At 59.9% G+C, this 17,106-nt stretch carries 9 protein-coding genes and 1 pseudogene; 6 read left to right on the top strand and 4 right to left on the bottom strand.

Features of this window, described 5'->3' with window-relative positions; genetic code table 11:
- Nucleotides 1-244 precede the first annotated feature (244 nt).
- The 3 genes and pseudogenes from ABJN75_RS05170 to ABJN75_RS05160 form a co-directional block, all read right to left on the bottom strand.
- Nucleotides 245-1,189, bottom strand: coding sequence for a cell wall hydrolase (locus ABJN75_RS05170; protein WP_267656403.1), 945 nt, complete (start codon nt 1,187-1,189; stop codon nt 245-247).
- 324 nt (nt 1,190-1,513) lie between these two features.
- Nucleotides 1,514-1,708: pseudogene (locus ABJN75_RS05165) on the bottom strand (IS3 family transposase); the annotation flags it as partial.
- A gap of 539 nt (nt 1,709-2,247) precedes the next feature.
- Nucleotides 2,248-2,370, bottom strand: a complete 123-nt coding sequence (locus ABJN75_RS05160) for a hypothetical protein (RefSeq protein ID WP_267656405.1) — start codon at nt 2,368-2,370, stop codon at nt 2,248-2,250.
- A 692-nt stretch (nt 2,371-3,062) separates the two neighbouring features.
- Between ABJN75_RS05160 and ABJN75_RS05155 the strand changes: the two genes are divergently transcribed.
- From ABJN75_RS05155 to ABJN75_RS05135, 5 genes are all read left to right on the top strand, one after another.
- The gene (locus ABJN75_RS05155) at nt 3,063-4,691 is read left to right on the top strand and encodes an N-6 DNA methylase (RefSeq protein WP_348437514.1); all 1,629 of its coding nucleotides are present in this window, start codon (nt 3,063-3,065) and stop codon (nt 4,689-4,691) included.
- A 191-nt stretch (nt 4,692-4,882) separates the two neighbouring features.
- Nucleotides 4,883-7,441 carry a hypothetical protein gene (locus ABJN75_RS05150; RefSeq protein ID WP_348437512.1) on the top strand — a complete coding sequence of 853 codons (2,559 nt, stop codon included), beginning with the start codon at nt 4,883-4,885 and terminating at the stop codon, nt 7,439-7,441.
- The gene (locus tag ABJN75_RS05145) at nt 7,438-11,778 is read left to right on the top strand and encodes a helicase-related protein (RefSeq protein ID WP_348437510.1); all 4,341 of its coding nucleotides are present in this window, start codon (nt 7,438-7,440) and stop codon (nt 11,776-11,778) included. The genes ABJN75_RS05150 and ABJN75_RS05145 overlap by 4 nt, the downstream gene beginning before the upstream one ends.
- Nucleotides 11,779-11,920: 142 nt before the next feature.
- On the top strand, nt 11,921-13,993 hold the full coding sequence (locus ABJN75_RS05140) for a DUF1998 domain-containing protein (RefSeq protein WP_348437508.1): 2,073 nt from the start codon (nt 11,921-11,923) through the stop codon (nt 13,991-13,993).
- A complete protein-coding gene (locus ABJN75_RS05135) occupies nt 13,990-14,550 on the top strand; it encodes a phospholipase D-like domain-containing protein (RefSeq protein WP_348437506.1) in 561 nt (186 codons plus the stop codon). Before ABJN75_RS05140 ends, ABJN75_RS05135 begins: the two co-directional genes overlap by 4 nt.
- 72 nt (nt 14,551-14,622) lie before the next feature.
- On the opposite strand, the gene ABJN75_RS05130 is transcribed toward ABJN75_RS05135, so the two are convergent.
- A complete protein-coding gene (locus tag ABJN75_RS05130; protein WP_348437504.1) occupies nt 14,623-14,865 on the bottom strand; it encodes a hypothetical protein in 243 nt (80 codons plus the stop codon).
- Nucleotides 14,866-15,260: 395 nt separating this feature from the next.
- On the opposite strand from ABJN75_RS05130, the gene ABJN75_RS05125 reads away from it, so the two are divergent.
- Nucleotides 15,261-17,106: hypothetical protein (locus tag ABJN75_RS05125; RefSeq protein WP_348437502.1), on the top strand; the 1,846-nt coding region annotated here is incomplete at its 3' end.

The following is a 17,106-nucleotide window of genomic DNA, read 5'->3' as shown; positions in this document are numbered from 1 at the left end:
CAAGCGACAACAGCGTTGCTCACCGACAAAACTCCCTCCCCTTGCGGAAACCATGGGCGATTTCGAGAAAATTCACCGTAAGCGGCTGTGTGCGCGAAATTAAAATCGATAGTTTAGAGGCTGAGACAAGATACGACTCTATAGTCAGAGTATCCATTTTAGACGAATCCACCATATTGAGCATTCAGCTTTCATCTAACGGAAAAGCCCCGATGCACGGATAGAAGGCGTGGCGTGGTGCCTATCAGCTCCAGCCGCCGCCTATCGTCCGATAGAAAATATGCGAACCAATCTGAGTCATGCGCTGCATGGAGCGGGCCCAGGAAGGGTTCACATAGGTTGCATTATAATGAGTGGACGAAGCGACCTCGGCAAGAAATATCTTGCCGGCAGATACCGCCATCGCGACGTCCTTCGCGAGCCGAAAAGCTCTTCGGTCGACAATCAAATCGGCTACACCGTCACAGGCGAAAGAGAACTGACATCTGTTGAACCAGCTCTTGTTTTGGTACACTACTTCGCAGATGCTACCGGGATATTTGGGGTTGCGCACTCTATTTAGAATAACTTGGGCGACAGCAGCCTGTCCCTTCACCTTTTCACCGCGCGCTTCAAAGTAAATACCGGTCGCCAAGCATTTTTGTTCAGTGGCCGAGAAAACCGATGCTGGGAGAGGCTGACTCATCCAATCATGGTCACCTTCCTCCACCGGGGGAACAAAACGACCCATGTCTGTTTCGCCTCCCAGCACTGCATCAAAAGCCCCCTCTGGAGCATGGTAAGCGTCCGTCGGTGCGTAGGCCGTGGCAAGAACATCAGCCGAATCATTGGTGACGAGGGCAGCGAGAACAGGCGGGACACCGGCCAAACGGTCATCTTCGGGTTTATGACGTGCCGAAGCGTCTCCCTTTGTAAAATACTCGAAGCTTTGCCTGAGTTCCCCGAACTCAGACGCAGATAGCAGCGGCACGAAGCCAGGTTGGGCGATCGATATCCCGGCTGATAGCCCTGCCGTATTCCTGCGCGGCAGCCTCGAGGTTTTCGTCAGAACCGCCGATGTTACAGAACCAATCTCGTGGGCACCCCGCAGCTTGATCCGGGCGCCTTTTTTACCATAGTCCTCCCTACCGACGAGGAATGCAAAACGATCTGCGTTCTGGGTTGTTCGGGGTTCTAGGGTCGCTTCCATTTGCGTACCCCTTGATTTGTAGAGGTGTGGCGGAGACGCAAAACCGAAAGCTATCCACGACACCAAACACAAAGCCAAAGCGGGGAGCTTAGGGCACACGGCTGTTCGCATCCTTGCTTCTCCAAACCTGGTTCGTTGCGCGAAGAGGATGCTTTATTAACCTTAACTGATTCTTAAAGCCAATCCCTCGTCGGCGCCACAATGTCTCAGCAAAGCAGCAATCTGGCGGCAACCACCCCATCTATTCATTGCTATATGAGAGATCATTCCTCTATAAGTGAACGGCGGCGTAATTGGTCTTGCCCGGATTTTGTGGAGAGGCTTTCACTCTGTGATGGCCATTTCGGCCTTGCATGAGGCCAGCAATTTGTATCCCAATGCGGAATGTCACCGACGTGGATTGTAGAAGCCGTCGATATATCGGCCAAGGGCCAATTCCGTAGCTCTTCGGGTCTGGAAGCTGGATCGCCAGATCAGCTCGTTCTTGATCGTCTTGAACACTGTTTCCACCATCGCGTTGAAGCTCCTATGTTCGTCAAGCGGTGATTTGGGCAGATTTCGGTACACAGATCTGGCTGTAGATTTCGCGAACTATGTAGCGCTTCAAGCAGCGAATGATTTCGCTTTTGCTCTTTCCGTCTTTCGTGCGTTTTTTACATAGGCAAGGTTCGTGGCTTCGCATTCTGACGATGGCCACGCGATGGAGTGCAGCATTAGCCTGTCGATTGCCGGCACGGTTCAATCGGAACCTATTTGTTTTGCCGCTAGATGCTGGGATCGGGCAAACACCGCAAAGTTTTGCAAAGGCAGTTTCCGAGCGAATCCGCGTCGGTTCATCGCCAACTAAATCAACATCTTCGCCACTGTCAGCGTTGCAATCCCATGCGAAGCCATCAAGTCTGGTGCGCGTTTGGTGACAATGCGTTCCCGTTCCTTGTCATGTGCGATGATTTCCTCATGCAACCATAGCCAACGACGCGCCAATGCGCGCATGGCTGATTTTGCGGAGGCCAACGGCGTGTCGATGTCGCCAGGTCGGTAGGCTGCGATATGCCGGATCAGCGCGACTTTTCCTCGGATTTGATCCAGCGTGTCACGCAGATCGACGTCTTCAGGGTCACCATTGCCTGCGAGCGTGATTTGACGGTAGTATCACGCGCATTCTTCAAATGTCGGATCATCTCCGATGATCCTGATTGTGTTTTGGGGAGCGCTGTTGCCTGCCGAGAGAGAACGGATCGTGCGGCACCCTCAGCATCCAAGCTGTCTGGCCGCTAAGGCACCCCTCTTTCCGGTCACTCGTCGATACCGCAGTAAGCAGCCTTTCCCGCCCCTTTTTGCCGTCTGTAGGTCTTGAATGGATATGAACTGTCGGTGCCTACTACAGTTCAAGCAAACCTTTGATAAATATGAGAACTTGAGTTGTAATACATGTCATTGGTTACGGAGGAACGCAACGGGCCGATCGCCGGCTCGAGACGCCGCCCGAGCTCTGGTCCGAAGCGCTGCGTAAGCACATACAAGAAGATATGGTGATCCGGGTCTTGCGCGTCTCCGAGTTTGCGCATCTCAAGGTCGACGAATCGACCCGATTCGCATGCTGATCCAAGTTGAACAGGGCAAGGGGCACGGCGTGATACTGTCCCATGGCTGGCTGTTTCAAAGGTCGCGGCAATTACATCGCGCGGTAGAGAAGGCCGCCGAGGTCGCCGGCATCCATAATCGGGACAGCCCGCAAACGTTGCAAGGAATTTCTCAAGGCTATCCTGCCGAGAGGGAACCATAGACGAACTTCCGGTCTAGACATTCACTGGCAGGCGTAGTCTTATTCGACGAGAGTATCTGCATATTTTGTGGGGTGGATGACGGCCGAATGCCGTCAGAAGAGGGGGGAACGGTGGAGGCGGAGGGGAGCAAGACGACTTTGCTCGCCCGTGCTCGCCTTGCTGCGCGGGAACTGGCGTGTGAGGCCACGTCGCCGCAAGCCCGTGCTGGTGCCTGCCTCGATCTGCTTGCCGATATCGGCGTCGACGAGCGGCTCGAGCCGTTTCGTAGGGCTCTCCATGGTTTACCAGTCGATGAGCGTCATTACTGGATCGGGACGCTCTATACCCTCATGTTGCCAACGAAGGTTCGGCGATTGCAAGCCACTTACTTTACGCCCCCAGCGGTAGCGGACGCGGTGATTAATTTTGCGATCGAGGCTGGATTTGATCTGTGGAGTGATGACGTCCTCGATCCGGCGGCGGGTGGCGCGGCGTTCCTCTCAACGATCGCTGGACGGATGACCTCAGCGGGCCTTGCTACAAAGGAGGTCGCCTACCGGCTGAACGGCATAGAAATCGACGCGGGCCTCGCCATCCTATCACGCAGGCTGATCGCCGAGCGGCTAAGGGCTCCCCTACCGCGGGAGGTGATTCTCATAGGGGATGCCCTGCGCGTGCCGATCCCAGCCTCCTATGGGTTGGTCATCGCGAATCCCCCGTACGGCCGAATGTCCATGGAGGAGGTTCCCGGAAATGCGTGGCGGCGGGTCGCACATAGTGGGCACATAAACAAGTACGCCTTATTTGCTGAACTCTCCTTCCGCCACGCGAAGCCTGGCGGCATCGTGGCGCTCGTCATACCGTCGAGCTTCCGGTCGGGCCCGCTTTATAATCGCATGCGCCAGTTCATTCGGTCGCAAGGCGAGGTCCTTACCATTGGCTCGATCGCAGGTCGCGACGGGGTCTTTCTTGACGTGGCGCAGGACATTAGCGTGCTGATAGCACGCAAGGGGAAGGCACATCGCCCGGATGTGAAGGTCTGGTTCCCAATCATCGGTACGACGACGCAAGCGGGTACCGTTGTGGCGCAGGCTCTTCCCGCCAGGTCCGAGGACGCTTGGCCGCTACCGCCGGTCGACCCCGAAACCATCGGCGGCGCGACGCTGGCAGACTATGGCGTGACCGCGAAAGCAGGATATTTCGTCTGGAATCGCGAGCAAGCGCGGCTTGTGATGAAGCTCGGACCTCTGGATGGCTTTCCATTGATATGGGCAAAGAACATTCGAGCGGGGGAAATATGCCAACCCGCGGGCAAGCAAGGTACAAAAATGGACTTCGTCACCTTCGCGGAACCAAGCGCGGCCGTGGTCCGAACCCCCGCGGCCGTCATGCAACGCACGACAAACGACAAGCAGCCGCGACGCCTCATCGCAGCAATAGTCGATCCTGCGGTTGTGGTGCGATGGGGAGGCTTCGTCACTGAAAATCATACTATCGTTCTCACCGCCGAGAGCCCCAAACGGCTTGCCCTCGCCGTCAAGCTGCTCAACACGAGCGCGGTCGATCAACGATACCGCCGTGTTTCCGGAACGGCCGCGGTTTCTGTCACGCTGCTTCGACAACTTGACCTTCCGACGCCGGCGGCGTTCTCGGCTGCGCTCCGCGAGGCCGACGGGGATGCGGAAACTGTAGCATTGACCGCTTACCGCCGTCAGCAAGAATTGGTTGAGGCGTGATGGCGCGGTACCGACCCTTTGACCGCGCACCTGGCACGGAACTCAAGGATCGGGCGCAGCAGCGCCAGGCGCAGCTGGATAAGCGGGCCGGTCTCACCTCCAAGATAGCTTCGATGGCCTCGCGGAGAGCGGCGGAAACCGTCTTGGCGCCGGAACCTGTCCAACGACCGCCGCGGAACGTCGAACGGTATATGGAGGCTCTTGCCGGGCAGCCGCTTCATCGACTTGGATCGCCGGAAGCGGTTGTGCTTACACCGGCCTACGAGCGGCTTGTCCGATCGGCTGCCGAGGTGGCGAGCGATGGGTCGGCGCAGGTAATCATGCCGTGGCCCCCGAGTCGAATGTCGCCTTCGGCGATCGTCTCCCTGCTGTCGATTGCCGCCATAAGCAGTGCGGAGCCCGTCGAAATTACAATAAAGGACGAATGCTCCCTCAGTCGGAAAAGAGCCGACGACGTACGCGCCGTCGTGTTCCCCTATGCCCGGAGCACACATGCGCAGGCACGGGCCGTGCAGGTTGATCGCCACGGTATGGGCGAAGTGCACTTCGACCACCTGAAGCGCTACCTGGATGGGGAGATCGATGCTGCCAAGGACTACCACCAGGTTCTGGCCCGTGTCCGAAAGCTGACAGGCCGAGCCTCGGACGGTCGGGACTACGCCGAGTTCGAACATCCGATCCTCGACGAGATTGTGCCGCACGGTCCGCCGAGAGGCGAGCGACCATCCAATAGCTCGCTACTTTGGCGAACGCGGAGCAAGACTGACATCGCGACGCACAAACGATCCGGGGATGCGGACAATCCCTCAAACGCGGCATACTATCTCTATACGATCCGAGCCGGAGATCGGTTGGGCACGGAGCTGAGGGGGATCACGAGGGCGCCCGACCTCCTGATTCTCGACTTGTCGCGGACCGCGCGCGACCGGCTCGGATGGAACTGGCTGAAGCACGCTGGCGACATGATCGAGTGCATGCGCCAGGTGCATCCAACCGCCGGCATTCTAGTGCTGGCGGATGATCCGTGGACATACCAGACTGCTCGGTTTCAGCTTCTCGGAACGAGGCAAACCGGACGAAAGTCCAAGGTGACGCCGGCCCTGGGGCACGTTGTCTACTCGCCTATCACCGGCATCGTTCAGGACACTAACCAACCGAAACTCCGGTTCGAGGGCGGCGGGCGGATAGAAGTCGACGGTTTTTTTGGCGACGTCGATCGGAATATCGAGCGGCTTCGGGGACTTGCGCATAGGCTATCGGAGATGGGGGATCCGGCTGGGGCGGAAACTGCGCGAAACATGATCGCAACTGTTCGGCGCGCCGCCTGCCTGCCGGGATCGATCGCCGATCTTAGTCGGTTTCTCGAGCGAGAGACATCGACAGCAACTGCGAACGATCGACTGGCGACATATCGCGTTGCGGCGGATGTTGCCTCCCTTTCCGACCCTCGCAGCCTTGCCAGCCAGGCAGACGCGGAGGCGCAGGTCACTGCTGACACGACCGGCATCATGCGTTCCCTTGAACGGGCGACGCCGATGTCGACGCTACTGGCAGATGCGATACAGCCGGCGCTTCGCTCCAGCTCCCGATCAGCTTTCGTTTTCCGTTCCGACATGGTGGCGGAGTTCGCGGCAGACCGGCTTTCCGCCGCGCATCCAAAACTGACGGAGCGGCTCGATGCCGGGATAATCCGCGTCGGCGGCGCCCGCGTGCTGAGCACCATCACGGCCTTGCCCAGCTCGCTGCGCAATCAGTTCAAACGGGCCATCATTGTCGCACCGACGAGGTCTGCCATCCTGGCGACGCTGGCCGAACCGTGGCTGCCCGAGCAAGTCGTGATCCTCGCCGACGCGGACACGCTTGCTTTCGCGGCCAGGGATGCCGACCGGCTAGCGCAGGAAATCGGCGTGCCCGCGCTTGCCGTTCGGCTTCGAGCCTTCGCTGCTCGAGCGACCACGCGCGTGAGCGAGATCGGGCGACACGCTGTGCAGCTTGAGTCCGAGATGCCGACCGATGACATCGAGTTCCCGCGAGGGTCGGTGGTCGACCTGAGCGGAGGTTCTCGAGGCGAGCGCCGTCTGGTTGAAATATCCATGAACAACGGACAGCGCATAATCGCACGCGCATCGACAGCCATTGTCCTGCGCAACGACAGCGCAGCAACGACCTCCTTCATCGAGCGACCGGCTGCGCAGGTTCGCAAGGGCGAAGAAGTTTGCGTGATTGGACCGGGCTTTGTCGAGCGGGCGCGCACGCTGGTGAATGTCCGCGCTACCGCTGCGGCCGAAATTCGCGAGTACCATCTGCAGGTCGCCAGCCGCTTCGGCGCAATAGCCGGAGATACAGTCAACGAATGCCTGCGGGTCGTCGTGTCGCTGATGGGTGAACCGCATGTTTCAATCGAAACAGCACGCTATTGGGTGGATCTTGACGACGAGCTCGACAAACCACTGCACGACGTGGTGCCGCACGCGCCTCATGATCGCGAGACGTTCATGCGTTTCACTGGTGCCCTCGGTATAGGGCCTAAGTTGGCGGAGAGCTTCTGGCTTTGGGCAGTGGTTGCGCAACGCTCGCATCGACTGCGGTCCGGCAACATCTTCCACGACGCCTTCCGTGGTATCCTGACGGATCCTCATGCCGCGCTCGCCAGCAATCGGGACAGGAGTGATGACATTCGTGCGCTCCGAGCCATGGCCGAAGAACACGTGGCAACAGTGGCGGAGACACGGAGCTTGGAGGTGACGTGAAGGGATATTCGGACAAGCAGCTGGGTCAAATCGACGTTGAGCTCAAGGAGGCCGTGTGCGACGCGCTGGTCAACGCACTCGTCGCTAGAGTCAGCGGCGGCGACGAGCGGGGGCGCACCATCCTCGGTAGCTCGCCCCGTCGCGGCGTGTTCGCGGGGCAACTGCTCCCACGGTTCGATGTTGGCGGCGTGGTGGACGAAACATCGGACATTCGAATCGCAGCTGTCGGGATAGATTTTGTCGTGGGCGCCGGGACTCGTGCGACCATCCGAGTCACGCCACGGTTCTCGGTTTATGTGCGCGTCATCCCCCTCTGGAAAGACCTGGTAGCCGGCGGTGGCGAGCTCGACTTCGACTTCAGACTGCGTAAGAGCATCCAACAGCAAATTGACGACGAGATCCGCACGCAGCGCGTTCCGGCGCTGCAGGCGGCCGGGGTAGATCGTCCCGACTGGAAGGGCATGGACGAGGCGAAGCGTTCGAAGGTGCGCACGCAGCGTGCGCAGATTCTGGACGGGATCCGAACAAAGGCATATGCGGCGCATGGCATCAAACTGCTGTCCGGGGAACCCGAGCCGTTGAACGCCGAGCCACCGCCGGACGATGCGGTTGGTGATCCCAATACCCCTGACGAAACCGTCGCGCAGGCGCCACCGATTGCGCGACTCGTGCGCGAAAGCCGCGCAATTCCGTTGCAGCATGTCGACCCGGCACCGATACCCGGGAAATGGCGTCGGATCGATCTTGCGCTTCCAGCTCTGGAGTTTGAGACCGACGCAGACGACTCGACGCTGACCACGACCGTCGATGCGTACAATGTGATCCTTGCAAACGCACTGGGAACGCAACTCGAGGCCTGGGTGACCGGGAATGGGGGCACCGAAGCCTGGCGGGATGCGAGGGTGCAACCAGGTGAGACACTAGACGAGGCAAAGTGGACGGCGGCCATGGCCGCGCTGGCCGCACAACCGGTCGACCGTGCACGGGTTGTGCCGGATCTCTCGCGAGTGGTGCTGAAGGTGGAGCGGCAGGCAGATTTCCTCGACCCGAGCCGTCTATCGCTGCGCGTCATGCTAGATAACCAGTCCCCCGAGCCGACACCGCGAGATGCGCAAGGGCGTTGCAACACGGTGTTCGGCGCAGGGCTTTCGCTGACTCTGCCCCAGGCCGCACATCGGCCCCTTCGGTTGGACCGAGTGGAACCGTCCTACCGTTTCCGCGACCATCTTGATTATCCTGCGATCGGCCTGAACTGCGGTGTTCACGCCGACACGGCCGCAGGCGAACTGAGCCTCGCCACGACGGCCGCGCCTCGCTTCGCCCAGCCGCGCATCGTCGCGCGCCAGATCGACCTTCCGTTCCAGTTCTCTATCCTGAAAGAACCAGGGTTCGACGCGACCAAGCTGCTCGAGCTGCCGCGAGCCTATGTCAAGTGGATCGACGAACAAGAGGTTCGCCTCAGGGGCACGGTAACGGCGGGCCTCGACCGCGCCGATGCGGAGATCGAGGCCGCACGACTGCGAAAGGACATTGCCGCACAGCGCGCCGAGGCCCGTTACATCGAACGGGGTGTCGAGATGCTGATTGCGTCCAAGAAAGCATATGAAATGCTATCGGGGCGGGCCACAGCAGATCTTGAGGCCCTCGAGCCCCGCGCCGCGCCCTGGCGCGCCTGGATCATGACCAACGAGGCCTTCGCTCTGCGCGACGCGCACGATCCCAAGCGGGGCTGGCGACTGTTTCAGATGGCATTCGTCCTCGCCCATGTCCCCGTGTTCAGCTCTCGGATTGAAGAGTGGCGCGAGTACCATGATCCCATGCTGGATGAGGACGGCGTCAGCCTGCTGTACTTTCCGACCGGAGGCGGCAAGTCCGAGGCGTTCTACGGCACGCTGCTGTTTGCCATGTTTCTCGACCGACTGCGCGGAAAAGATCGTGGCATAACGGCCATGATCCGTTACCCACTTCGCCTTCTTACGCTTCAGCAGGCGCAGCGTCTCCTAAAGCTGGTGGTGCGGGCCGAAATCGTGCGCCGCCGGCATGCCGTGGGGAACTGGCCGTTCGAGATGGGGTTCTGGGTCGGAAACCAGAACACGCCTAACAACTATCGTTCATTCCGCGCCGATATCCCGTTGGCGAGCGATCAGGAGTTCACCGACGATAGCGAGCTCGACGGCGCGACGGGAGATGACGAGCAGCGCGCTCAGGGTCGCCGATACGTCGAGGCGCGCGAGGCCTATGACAAGATTCCCGAGTGCCCCGTATGCGGCGAAGCGACCGGGCTGAGGCGCGATGAGGGCGAAGGGCCACTCGGCAAACGAGCGGTGATTATCTGCTTCAACGACAGCTGCGAGTGGAACCGGGAGCATGGCGGGCGGCATCCGCTGCCGTTCCTGCTGACCGATGATGCAATTTACGCTCGTGCACCCGCGATCGTGCTCGGAACCGTCGATAAGCTGGCCATGCTGGGCCAGCACACGGCTACTATCAGCAAGGTGCTCGGGATGTTCGGCCTGGCCCGTCGAATCGACCGGTGGGGCAACCTCGACACCCCGCGACGCGAGGACGACCTCCGCCGCGATCCCGCCGAAGACGACATCTCCAATGTCTTCCCCGCCTATGCCAAGGGGACGCCCGTCTTCCACGACCCGTTCCCCGCGCTCGTTATCCAAGATGAGGCGCACTTGCTTGAGGAGAGTCTTGGCACTTTCAGCGGGCTGTTCGACACCCTGTTTGAGACGATCCTCGAGGATGTGGCTGACATAGCCGGTGACGGACTGCAGGTCGCGCGACGCTGGAACGGTGACGGGTGGGGCGCTCCGCGAATGCCCAAGGTCATCGCCGCAACCGCCACCATCTCAGCCCCTGAGCGCCAGCTTGAGACACTCTATCAGCGCGTGCCTCTGCGCTTTCCCTATCCAGGCCCGGACCTCTACCACTCGTTCTTCGCGGAGCCCACCGCGCCGCCTGCCGGCAACGCAGGGCGCGTCGCTCTCGCAGTATCCCTGTCTTTCGCACAGGCACCGGAGCAAACAGCGCCGTGGATGCGTCTCTATATATCCCTCATGACCAACGACGCCACCCACACGGTCACGACTGTCGGGGTGCTGGCGGCGTTTCACAGCATTATAACCGCGCTATGGGATGGAATGTTGGGCGAGGGCAGCCTTCCACCAGCTGTTGCGGCTATCCGGGACGCGGTTTCTCCGGGCGTAGCCGGCGATTGGCATCGGGCGGCGATTGATCGCGCTGTTGCCCAAGGCCGCACCGGCGACATCATGGCACTCGTCGACCTACATCGCATCGCACTCGCCTATGTCACCAACAAGAAGGGTGGCGATCAAATCATCGATGCGTTGGGTGCGGCGGTTGAACACCAACACAGGCGTATCGGTCGGAGCCACGCCGCGTTTGAAAGCCGATTGATATCGGGTGGAATCGACATGAAGGACATCCAGGCAGTGATGGAGGATGCCGAAAAGTCGTTCGTCGGTGGGGATTACCCCGATATTGCAGCAACCCTTCGCAACATCGTCGCCACGTCGGCGATCAGCCATGGCGTGGACGTGGACCGGTTCAACAGCATGTTTTTCGCCGGTCTGCCCTCCGACATTGCGGAGTATATTCAGGCGTCAAGCCGTGTCGGCCGCACACATGTAGGATTCGTGATGCTGCTACCGACGCCCCAGAACCGTCGCGACCGCTACGTTATCGAGACCCATGACATCTTCCACCGATTCCTCGAGCGCATGATCGCACCACCCGCTGTCGAGCGGTGGGCAGAGAACGCGATCAAGCGGACCATGGCGTCGTACGTCCAGGCATGGGCCATGCTGCACGAGGCCCGCGAATTCCTAGCCCAAGAGGATGGTCGTAAAGCGGAAGTGAGTCACATGGACCAGATCAGCCGGTTCGCCACTCTGGCGCAGCGCAACCATGTGGCGCTTTGCGAGGCGTTGGGCGGGTTTATGCTGCGCGCCAGTGGTTTCGCCGGCAAGGGTGCGTCACAGCTGGGCGCTCCACACTATGAGGACTTCTATCGCGCCTTGGTGGAAAAACAGGTCGATACGTTCGTACGCGACATCTCGAGCCGGGGCACGATCGCCAGCCTGCGGGACTATTGGGACGACTTGCCGGCGTTCCGGCCGCCAATGACGTCGCTGCGCGATGTCGATGAGGCGGGGTACATCGTGGCTGCGGGGCGAGATCCCCTCGCGCGGGGGCGATCCACCGATGTCGATCGGCAGGATCTGGCGAAGGTGATGCGGGCAATCAGGACCCAACGCGGCACAGCCTCAGAAATGGACGCAGACGGAGGCGACAATGGGCGAGGGTAAAGGCACAGGCGGGGACTGGCGCACATCAAACCGCCGGCCGTCGGCTTTTGGCGGGGCAAGGCGCGAGCCAGAAGCGTTAGAGCCGCCGACTATGTCGCGATCGCGAGTGCAGCTCGCCAGCTCCTACGCACCCGGAGTGCTTATGACGTGGGAGGGAGGAAAGGGAATATGCCGCTCCGTCCCACTGGCGAACGATATCTCCAAGCGGCTCAACCGGACGACGATCGATCTCGTCTTCGAGAATCTGAGTGACTTCGCCACAAATTGGCGCGCTCGGGCGATGAAAGCTGTTCCTGACGCCCTGCCCGAACTCGTCCTCGACGCCCCCTTCCGCGATTCCCGGACCGGGGAGGTCCGGATCGAGCGGGGCGACTTTCAAATGACAGGACCGGACCGTGTTGGCTACGTCCCCTATCCCCTCGTCTACCGATGCGGCATCTGCGGTTCGACCCGTGAATATGAGAGCATCGCGGATCAGGCGAGGCAGCCGCTGCCAAGAAAGTGCAACGGACACGATGCCCGTTGGACCCAGGTCGACGTCGTCTATGTGCATTGGTCGGGGGAGATTCAGCCCCTTAGCCCTTTCAACTACAACTTTGATCCGCAGACCGGCAGCACGCGCCAGATCAGGATGTGCACCTGCGGTTCAACCAGCTTCAAGCTGCGGAATGACGCCCCAGTTTTCTCGGAATGGCGGTACGTCTGCGAAGGCTGTGGCGATACGCGCCCGCTCAAGAAGGCCGAACCCGAGGTCCTAGCCCGGCTGCAAACCGAGCAGAATACCAGTGGTCGCGCCTTCCAATGGATCGAAATCAATATGCTGCCGGTGTCGTACCGGGCCAACTCAACCTTCTACCCACAGCGCACCAGCTTTATCGAATTCCAGGACAGCGCCGTCGTTGAGCTCTTGACGCCCACGCGGGTCGGCGAGCTGGTGGCGAAGCTGGCCCAGATTCATAACATCCCGTTCGCCGAGCCAGCTGAGGACGAGGTGCGGGCGGCGGTGCAGGCCGACCCCAAGTACCGCAGCGACTGGGACGACTACCTTAGCTTCCTCGAAATGGCTCGCCGCGCGGAAGAAAGCGGTCGACCTGAGCGCGCCCGATCATACCGCGATAGCGCACACGAGTTACGCGAGGGGTGGTTCACTGCTGGCATCGTTGAACGCGGCAGGCTGGGCAGCACAGACGTCCTGAGGGCCATCACGCAGCGCGAGGATTGGACACGCCGCTATGATCCGATCAGGCTCACTATCCAGCACGACGCTTTCCTGCGGGAACATGTCGAAGAGGCTATGGCCCGACACGCGGCCGTCGACGTGATGGAGCCCGACATCACATTGACCGACGTCGTCAACGATCCTCAGCGCAAGGCGCGCTACCAGTCCAATATTGGAAATCTCCTGGCGCATTTGGGCATGGAGCGCTTGGTGATCGTCCGCAATCTGCCAATCTGCGAATTCAGTTTCGGCTTCACGCGGGTTTCCGCGACGCCCGTCTACAAGCGTGAGCATCAGGGCACGAGCGTCGACATGCCGGTGCGTCTCAAGGCATTCGATCAGCTGCCGATCCAAGGTACGAAACGACCGATATACGTGACCCAACAACAGAACGAGGCACTCTACTTCAAGCTGGACGAGGCCAGAGTTGTCCGGTGGCTGAAGGCCAATATGGTCACCGACGTGCCCGACGATGGTCTCGGCCGAGGCTACTTAGAGCGCTACGAAGATTTCGGCCCATTCCTCGAAATGTTCAAGGACCGCGAGGGCAGTGGCGGCTATCCGCGAACCGTGCCAGCGTATGTCTACCAGCTTCTCCACACCCTCTCGCACCAAATGATGCATTCGCTAGCCGATTCGTCCGGCGTTGACCGGGATGGCATCGGCGAGCACATCTTCCCGGCGGACCTCGCCTTCGTGATCTACCGAAAGGGTATGACCCCAGACCTTGGCAACATCTCTGCAATGTGGCGCAACCATGCCGATGAGTTTTTGCGTCGCGCGCTCGATCCACGCATGTTGCGATGCGGCTCGGGCACCCTATGCGACGCAAGGGGCGGCGCTTGCCCGGCATGCGTCATGGTTTCCGAGGTAAGCTGCATCGCCTCCAACCTCTTGCTTTCGCGCGCTGTCCTCAAGGGCGGCAAGGGTCCGGAATGGGAACCTAGATCGGCACCTGACCTAGTCGGCTTCTTCGACGCTGCCGTAGCGACATGACGAACGAAGTATTCATTTCGCCAAGAGCCACCGCCAGGCTCGTCGTGACGATGCCACCGGCGCCTAGTCGATTGGCGGACGCGCTCGCTGCTGACATTGCGAATGACTATGTGACCCTCACGTCCACAACGGACGCCTTCCGGCATCTCGCATCGTTGGCGCGTCAGCGATTCACGGTGATGATTCCTTACATCGACAAGGTAGGGGCCGCCTGGGCCGCCGAGCTGTTCGAGACGACGGAGGCGATCGAGCGCATCCTGGTCATAAGAGATGCGTCGCAGCTAAGCAGTTGCGCAGAAGCGGGGCGCCGCCTTGAAAGGGCAACCACGCGCATTATAGATTATGGCGGTGGCGATCTTAGGCAGGAGACGTTTCACGCAAAGATCGTGCTGGCTGATGGGGTCGCCGCTTACGTCGGATCGGCAAACCTGCTGCGGCGATCGAAGGCAGCGAACCTAGAGTGCGGTATGCTCGTCGAGGGACCCGCCGTGCATGCCGTCAAGGTTCTGGTCGACGCGGTGGCCAACATGGCAAAAGCAGTTTCCATGAGGGGATAGTAGACCCCCCGGAGCCTACGAGACATGAGTTCAAGGCAAGCACGAGGTTGTCGGAGGTTCACGACGTCGGCGTCAAGGTTCGAATTTCGGTTCAATGAGCACCAGCACGGCAACGATGCCCGGCACCGACAGCGTCTGTCGATCACCGGAGCCGAAGCTAGGCGCCATTTTAACGATGACATCGTGCGTCAGTAGCTTTGTCTCCATAAACCGCAATGAGTGCAAGACGATCGATACATAAAGCAAGAGTCTGGCATGAGTGCGTGACGAGGTCTCAAGCTCAGTCGGCATAATGTCATTGTCCTTGCCGCGCAATTCAGCTCGTCCAGATAGCGCAACCTTGCGTCGAGGATCGTGTTCGCTTGCAAGATCAGTTCGCTCTTGATTGCGTCAAACGCCGCAACTTCGTAGTCATCGACGCTGATAATCTCTTCAAGCTTCGACCCGTGACAGCACCGTCGGTCAGCGGGTCGTAATATTTGAAGTTCACAAATCCAGATCCCCCTCAATGGCTTCGATCAGTTGCTCAGGTGTCTTTGAACCTGCCGAGCGTAAGGCAGCAGAAAGAGTCAGCGGGCGCCACGCAGGCATCACGAGCTGAGCACAGCATCGCTGTCGCCACCCACCCGATCAGATACACGCTTTGTTAAAGGACAAATCCTATTCCCGCTCGCCCTCGGCATTGGTGTCGATTGCAACGGAATATAAGCATGTCAAAACACGAACTTTCATCACGTCATTTTCAGCGAAAAATCTTACAGTTCTGCGAGTTGCGTATTGCGCCGATCGCATCGAAGCGCGCGCTGGAGAACATCAAGCCTTATCTCAACAAACTCATCGTGCACCGCCAGTTGCCTCCACTTCTGAACGGCCGCATTGACTGGTTGGAAATCGCCCACGCTTGCGAGATTGGCGGCGAACTGACGGGTGACCTGAAGAAGCAGCTCCGCATTGCCCTAGATGCGATCCACAGGTGGCTGGGCCCGGCGCCTGTGGCGGAAGACCTCCGACGAACGAAGAGAACATCTCAATCAAACAAGCCAGATCGGCGCAAGTCGACAGCCATTGCGCCCTCCGCCCGAAAGCCGCCGCGGATCGATCGCGACAATCATCATGCTCAGGCCGCATCGACGCAGAGAGGGCCACAACCGAAGCCGATCCAGCCGTTTCCGGAACCATTGTTTGAAGCGAGCGAAGATCCCGCCGGTTTTCAGGATGCGCTGGTCTATCAAATGCGGCGGTTCGGTGAGAGCTATTGGCACCTTTACCGCGCCATCATTCGGCTGGGCGAGACGTTCAACCATGCGACCCTGCTGTCCTGGATCCAGGGCGAGCGCGTGCCGCGATCCGTCGCGAGCTTCGCAATCCTCTCCCGCATCGAGCGGAGATATCAACTGCCGGAAGGATATTTTAAGGGGAAGCTGCCGCATCAGGCGCGATCCCTCCACGGTCACGATCTTGGCGACATCAGCCCGGCTGAACGGCGAAGGCTGGCATGGCACCTTCCCGACGATTTCAGCAGCCTGCCATTCAACAAGCGAGAGGAAATCCTCGACTGGGTCCGCCGGGTCATCGTGTCGGGTTCAACCGATTATCGGCGCTATCAGGCCGCAGCTAGCAAGCAGCGTTACGCCATCCGATTTCCGGGCATCACCTATGGAGGGGCGCTGTCTCCTCACGCATGCACGCTGCCAACGAGCGCCAATCACAATGCTGTTGAGACCTGTGAAGACCCTGACCTCCTGACCGGCGTCGTCGACGCGCCACCACGGCTGGCGATGGAGATGGCCGATCTAATCCGGTTCAAGACCTCGACGCTGACGGCGATCGGTTTTCAGCGCAACGGGGTTTGGGGCGAGGAAACCGCATCGCAGAAGATTGAGCATCTCGGCTTGATGTTCGGAGCACTGGCCGCCTCACCCAACGGCATCGTCAAAGGCCGCGGCGTGCCGCTGAGCCAGCTGACATTTGGACTGCTGATCTTCCCGGGCGTCTGGGACTGGTATCTGCAATGGCGAGAGCAGCGCCGCGGATTCTACACCAGGTGGGAAGAGGATATGCTGATGATCGCACAAGCGCTCACGCGATCCGAAGTCGGCTGGATCCGCCAGCATCCTGAACTTCTGAAACATGTAAAAGAAATTGACGGCCTGGTTGCGCCGGAAGAAATCGAATTCGCCTCCCGCGACTGGCATAGCGCGTGCGATGCGTTTCATCGACACGCAGCCAACCGTTCAAAGGAGATCCAGCGGGTTATGCGCGTCCATCGTGACCCTTTCGAGCCCATCATGTGCGTCCTGGAAGCAGACAGCCCACTGGCGGAGTATCGCAAGATCACCGACGAGATTCTGAAACGCATGCCGGACGAGGATCGCTATCCACGAGCAGCGGCAGAAGCCGTTAGATCCTTCCTCTTGCTTCGCCTGGGCCTGCATCTTGGACTTCGGCAAAAGAACCTTCGCCAGCTTCGAGTATGCCCCCGTGGCCACTTCCCGACCACGGAACGACGGTTGGAAGACATGAAATGCGGCGAGCTGCGCTGGAGCGACCGAGAAG

The organism is Hoeflea sp. (genome assembly GCF_039975035.1).
GTDB lineage: Bacteria > Pseudomonadota > Alphaproteobacteria > Rhizobiales > Rhizobiaceae > Hoeflea.
Note: the sequence above shows the minus strand (reverse complement) of the source record. Positions and strands in the feature narration are given on the sequence as shown.